This is a genomic window from Peribacillus sp. P4_D6 (genome assembly GCF_056401795.1).
On the sequence record NZ_JBFUIQ010000047.1, the window covers coordinates 22,392 to 28,477 of the forward strand.

General features: G+C 42.1%; 7 protein-coding genes. 2 read left to right on the top strand and 5 right to left on the bottom strand.

What is annotated here, in order from left to right; genetic code table 11:
- Positions 1–24 precede the first annotated feature (24 nt).
- The 3 genes from AC1DVB_RS15220 to AC1DVB_RS15230 all read right to left on the bottom strand — a co-directional run bounded on the left by AC1DVB_RS15220 (position 25) and on the right by AC1DVB_RS15230 (position 1,911).
- Positions 25–597 carry a bifunctional transcriptional activator/DNA repair enzyme AdaA gene (locus AC1DVB_RS15220; RefSeq protein ID WP_477589831.1) on the bottom strand — a complete coding sequence of 191 codons (573 nt, stop codon included), beginning with the start codon at positions 595–597 and terminating at the stop codon, positions 25–27.
- Between the two features lie 16 nt (positions 598–613).
- A complete protein-coding gene (locus tag AC1DVB_RS15225; protein ID WP_057276774.1) occupies positions 614–1,393 on the bottom strand; it encodes an isocitrate lyase/PEP mutase family protein in 780 nt (259 codons plus the stop codon).
- Positions 1,394–1,560: 167 nt separating this feature from the next.
- Positions 1,561–1,911, bottom strand: a complete 351-nt coding sequence (locus tag AC1DVB_RS15230; RefSeq protein ID WP_057276775.1) for a hypothetical protein — start codon at positions 1,909–1,911, stop codon at positions 1,561–1,563.
- A gap of 524 nt (positions 1,912–2,435) precedes the next feature.
- Here AC1DVB_RS15230 and AC1DVB_RS15235 point away from each other — a divergent pair.
- Positions 2,436–2,657 (top strand): DeoR family transcriptional regulator, encoded by a 222-nt coding sequence (locus tag AC1DVB_RS15235; RefSeq protein ID WP_034309346.1) that lies wholly within the window; start codon positions 2,436–2,438, stop codon positions 2,655–2,657.
- Between the two features lie 84 nt (positions 2,658–2,741).
- Here the strand turns inward: AC1DVB_RS15235 and AC1DVB_RS15240 are convergent, their stop codons facing one another.
- Together AC1DVB_RS15240 and AC1DVB_RS15245 are read right to left on the bottom strand one after the other, a co-directional pair.
- The gene (locus AC1DVB_RS15240; RefSeq protein ID WP_034309348.1) at positions 2,742–3,464 is read right to left on the bottom strand and encodes a pseudouridine synthase; all 723 of its coding nucleotides are present in this window, start codon (positions 3,462–3,464) and stop codon (positions 2,742–2,744) included.
- A 123-nt stretch (positions 3,465–3,587) separates the two neighbouring features.
- Positions 3,588–5,189: a putative polysaccharide biosynthesis protein gene (locus AC1DVB_RS15245; protein ID WP_057276776.1), complete on the bottom strand. Its 1,602-nt coding sequence runs from the start codon at positions 5,187–5,189 to the stop codon at positions 3,588–3,590.
- 205 nt (positions 5,190–5,394) lie between these two features.
- Here AC1DVB_RS15245 and AC1DVB_RS15250 point away from each other — a divergent pair.
- Positions 5,395–6,086, top strand: a 692-nt coding sequence (locus AC1DVB_RS15250; RefSeq protein ID WP_477589835.1) for an aminoacetone oxidase family FAD-binding enzyme, incomplete at its 3' end; no start/stop codon positions are given.

Here is a 6,086-nt window from a genome sequence, read left to right on the forward strand (position 1 = left end):
GACCTCCATTTCTGTATATGTGGCTTACACTCGATTCTTAAGTTTCATGTTGCGATATTCATTTGGAGTACAATTTTTCAAACGGCGAAATACTTTATAAAAGTTTGAAGGGCTTTGGAAACCGACTTCAAGGCAAATCTCAAGATTCGTTCGACTTGTGCTTGTTAGAAGGTATGAAGCTTTATCCACTCTGATTTTTTCCAAATAGGAACGGGGAGTTTCTAATGTTTCCTTTTTGAATAGCCGCTCCAGATAATAGGAACTTACACCGACATGATTGGCAATATCCTTTAATTCCACTCTTTGATTATACTGATTGACCAAGAAAGCGATGATATCTCTTACAAGTCCCATCTTCGGGCAATCATCAACTTCCGGTTGGCATCTTTTGCAAGCACGGAAACCGGCCTTTTCGACTTCATCGATGTCATGATAGAATTTCACATTTATTTTTTTCGGCTTCCTTGACCTGCATGAAGGGCGGCAGTATATTTTAGTTGTCTTTACTGCGGTAAAGAATAATCCGTCATATTTAGGGTCGCAAGCAATGATTTTCTCCCACATTTCTTCAAAAGAAAGATTTATAGCAACAGCCATTATACTCCGCATCCTTTCAGGTTTTACTTCCCATATATAAATGTGAGGTGTCACTTAGCTCTACTATTCGTGCTGTATCTCGTTCTAACAATTCAATGGCTTTATCGAACAGGGCATTCCCGAAACTGAGGCGTTTTACGCCTAATTCTTCAAGCTCCTTACCATTCGTCAATCCAGGCAAAGATAATACATTAAGGGGAGCACCTATATTCAAAGTGATTTCTTTTATTTCATCATGGTTCGTTAATCCAGGGATGAATATTCCGCTGGCACCACTTTCCACATACGCCTTTGCCCGCTCTGCCGTTTCCGGGAAAGGATTTTCTTTTTGAAAATAAGTATCTGTTCTGGCATTGATGTAAAAACCTTCATACCCATTATAATCCAACGCTTCCCTTATTTTTAATAGCAGGCTGCAGTGTTGATATATATCTCTAAGACCTTTTTGTTTTTTTAGTGAATCCTCAATATTGATCCCGGCTACACCGGCGTCTGCCGTCCTTAACACATTATCGACAATCTTGTCTGCGGTTTCACCATAGCCTGCTTCAATGTCCGCGGTGACGGGAATTTTCACATTATCCGCAATTAGTTTAATGATACCTAAATGTCTTTCAAAATCAATCAATTCGCCATCAGAATACCCCAGGGAGTTGGCAATTCCCCAGCTTGTCGTTCCAATCGCCTTGAATCCTGATTTCTCGAGAATTAAGGCCGATATTAGATCCCAGGCATTCCCCAATATCAACAGGTCCTTCGAAAAGTGTAATTCATTGAATTCCTTAATATTAGTCATTATAGATGCTCCTAAAATTCATTTGTCCCTATTCTAACAATCACCCCAGCTCCAAATCGTCCTCATTCTTGCTCTTATGGTCCATTTCAAATAATGATTGTCCTGGATTCCCGTGACAAATAAAAAAAATGCCCTTTCATTCCGGGGCATTTTCATGATCCAATTGATTAATTTACGAAAAGATATAACTTCCTATGATATTCCTCAAATGCCTGCTGGTCCTTTTCCGTGTAGTCCATCCACTTCACTTTTTTGCATCTTTCCTCTAATCTCTCATTCAGTTCTTCTTCTATTTCATTCATGAAACGGATGATTTCCCCATAGGGCATATTGAAATGACGGGCTGCAAGCCTGGGCGGGGAATGCTTGACCAGCAATCTCATGAATTGATCGACCGTGTCCGCCTTCGATGCAAGATAATCTTCTTCGTTCACGATGAATTCATACACTTGTTTTTTGACGCCAGAAAGTCTGGTTACTTCGTCGCGCAATAAAAACTCCATTAATCTATCGTTCATATGGCTCTACCTCGAATTGGTTTATATTTAAATCCTCTTGGATATGTATGAAAAGTCTATACTGCCCGATACCTCATTATGACATCGTAACGGCAAGCCATCAAGCAATTCCTCCATCAACACATAAAGCGTAATAATTACGATTTAAAGACCGTTTTAAGTAAAATAACATGCATATGCTTTAAAAGTCAACGTTTGTATTGTGTGCATAGCAAGCATTCTTTATTGGCAAAATATGAGCATGAACAAATGGAACAGCTCTTTATTAATTTTGTATAGGCAATGAGAATAATTTTGTTAAAATTTGATATAATAAATGTAATATTTAGTCAATTAGTATTTTCCCCTAGAATTTGCTTTTGCAAAGGGGTAGAATGAAGCTAATGACATCTTATTTTTTCTAATGTTTCCGAGGAGTTATAGGGTGGGTATAGCAAGTACATAGTGACAGCTGGAATGCTGTCCGACATATCGGTTGTTTTCATTTGTTCAAAATAACAATGAAAAGAATAAGGAGTGATTTTTTGAAACCTTCAACAAATCGCATGTTAACCCGTATTAAATCCGTTTATATGTTCATTAGCAATAACGGTACGGTTTCTACTCAAGAGCTTGTAGAAGAATTTGGCATCACTCCTCGAACTGTGCAGCGCGATTTAAATGTCTTAGCATACAATGACCTTGTTCAAAGCCCAAGCCGAGGCCTTTGGACGACAACAAGTAAAAAGGTGAAGATGTCATCGTAAAAAGAACGACCACCCGAACAAGATCGATATGTAAAATACTTTGAGGCGGACAATATTGTCCGCCTCATTTTTTGTGTCCAGCTATCATTCAGCCGGTTGGCCCGCCTTTAACTGTTCAAGCTCCTCCGCCGTCAACTCACGGTATTCACCAAGCTCGAGTTCCTCATCAAGCTGTAAACTCCCCATGGAAAGACGCTTTAGGTAGACGACACGTTTGCCAACGGCCTCAAACATCCGCTTCACCTGATGAAACTTCCCTTCCATGATCGTTAGCTCGATATCCGATGTCAGGCCTGATTTTAAAATGTTCAATTCTCCTGGTTTTGTTTCGTATCCATCATCCAAGGTCACTCCGTTGCGGAATGCCTCGATATCCCGTTCCGTTACTTCGCCATCAATGACCGCAAAATATGTTTTAGGGACATGTTTCTTTGGGGAAAGCAGTTGGTGGGCAAGCTTTCCGTCATTCGTGATCAGCAATAAACCTTCTGTGTCCTTATCAAGACGGCCTACAGGAAATGGCTCGAATACCGAATCTTCCGGCTCCAAGATGTCGATGACCGTTTCTTGGTAGTTATCTTCCGTTGCCGACAATACGCCCGGCGGTTTATTCATCATTAAATAAATGAATTCCCTGTATTCAACCCGTTCACCATGAACCGTCACGTTTTCCGTATCAGGGTCCACTTGTTCCTTCGGATCCTTAATCAGCCTTTCATTAACCTTGACGGCGCCGGATTTCAGGAGCTTTTTCACTTCTTTCCTGCTGCCATAACCAATATTGGATAAAATCTTATCTATTCTCATCGTTTCCTCCTAAAGCCTTTTTCAGTAAAAAGCCTTGCCCACTTTAATGACAGGCAAGGCCAATATATTTTAATCGGGGATTCACCATTCAATACCCTTTTTTTTACACATCAAACTTCCAGCTTACAATCCTAATTTAGCTTTTAACCGATCGATCCGGGCACCGAACAAACGATGGGCAAGTTTGCTTTTCAAGGAAAGAGCCGCATAAACGAGCGCTCCAAAAATTGCACAAACGGCCACGATCAAAATCGCCTGGAAGCGCCCTTCCGTTGTAAGCCATAGCGATAGTAAAATGTTCATGCCCCAGGCAGCCAGTCCCATTATTATTGAAAAAACTGATATTAAAACAGATCTCCTGATGGTAAGGCTGTAACGATATCCAGTAAAGTAGGTAATGACATACAAATTCAGCAGCACGGCAGCCAAGTAGCCGAATGCCGTAGCGTAAACGGATCCTTCCGTTTCAAACAATTTGATCAATGGGATATTCAAGCTCAATTTGATTAAAAAGCCCACAAGCAGGCTGAGCACTGTATATTTTTGCTGATTGATCCCTTGTAATACAGCTGCCGAAACGGAAAAAAGTGCAAACAAGATGGAAACGGGCGCATATGCCTTCAGGACACTGATTCCAAGTGGATCATGGCTGTAAAAGGCACTATAGATTGGATCGGCCAGCACAGACATGCCAACGACTGCTGGAATCGTAATGAACAGCAAAATTTGAAAGGCTTGGTTCAGCTGGCGGTTGAACTCGTTTGAATCCTCGCTTACATATGCCTTCGTCACCGAAGGAAGAAGCGCCATCGAAAACCCGGTTGCAAGCGTCATCGGAATCAAGACAAGCTTCTGGGCATACACATTCAACACCCCTAGTGCATCCTCAGCAACATGCTGCAGCCCGATCGACGACATCGCCTTATTGAAAGACAATAAGTCAGCCAACTGAAACATTGGCATCGCGATTCCGACGAATATGAAAGGAATCGACGAAAGGAATATTTCTTTATAAATCTCCTTCAGGGAAATTTCCATCGTTCCCCTGTCTTTCTTCATCAAGCTGTCCAAATATGGTTTTTGTTTTTTCCAATACCAAAATAACACCACTAAACCGCCGACAGCCCCGACCGTCGCCGCGAAGGTAGCCATTTGGATGGCTCTCACTAACTCTCCGTCAAGGACATTCAAAACAACATACACACCGGCCAGAAGGAACACGATGCGGACAATTTGTTCGACAACCTGGGAAATGGCCGTTGGTTCCATCGCTTCATGCCCTTGAAAGAAGCCGCGGATGATGCTCATGAACGGTACAAAAATCAAGGCGAAGCTGACTGCCCTAATGATCTCCGTGACATCGGCGGCATCTTCCGGCTTGACCCCAAAGACTCCAGTAAACAGCGGGGCCATCGTATAGAGAATCAAAAAAGCGAGAAAACCGGTGATTACCATTAATTTCAGGCTCGATTTAAATAACTTCTCACCGACTGCGTATTCCTCGAGCGCATTATACTTCGAGATGAATTTAGATACTGCAAGCGGCATGCCTGCCGTTGCAAAGCTAATGAAAATGGTATAGGGAACGTACCCATATTGATAGAGGGTAGCCCCTTTATTCCCAACCATATGTTCAAATGGGATGACATAAAATAAACCAAGAATCTTGGAAATGATCGCTCCCAGCGTTAATATAAAAGCCCCTTTTAAAAACTTAGATGACATCTAATCCCTTCCTGCCTCTGTCAGTTACGTTTCACACGCTCTTTATCTTATCATATTAAAGTATTTTTTCTATAGAAAACTACATTCAAGTTTATCGTTTTCGAAGATAATACACAAACAAATAATTCCTTTTTTTCTACATTCGCAATCTGACGGGCTCTTGCTATATAATGAAGGGACTGAAAATGATAAAGTGGTGATCAATTTGAAATATGATGTAGTGGTAATTGGCGGCGGTCCTTCCGGATTGATGGCAGCAATAGCAGCCGGGGAAAAAGGTGCCCATGTATTGTTAGTGGATAAAGGCGAGAAGCTTGGAAGGAAACTTGCAATCTCGGGCGGGGGACGCTGCAACGTGACGAACAGGCTCTCAATCGATGAAATCATTCAGCATATCCCTGGAAACGGGCGATTTCTATACAGTGCTTTCTCAGAGTTCAATAATGAGGACATTATTCAATTCTTTGAAAAATTGGGTGTCGCTCTAAAAGAAGAGGACCATGGACGGATGTTTCCTGTCAATGATAAAGCGCAAAGCGTCGTGGATGCCCTTCTGACGCGCCTGTCGAATTTAAAAGTAACGATCTACAAGAACTCTCCAGTTGCGGAAGTTCTCTATGAACATGGAAAAACCAGCGGTGTCCGGTTAAAAGATGGCCAGACCATTGACACGGATGCAGTCGTGATTGCAGTCGGCGGGAAATCAGTTCCCCACACCGGTTCAACCGGAGACGGCTACGCATGGGCTAAAAAGGCAGGGCATACGATTACCGAATTGTTCCCGACTGAAGTTCCCGTACTTAGCCATGAAACATTCATTAAAGATCGAACACTTCAAGGACTCGCACTTCGCGATGTTTCATTGAGTGTCCTTAACCCAAAGGGAAAGGCCCTGAT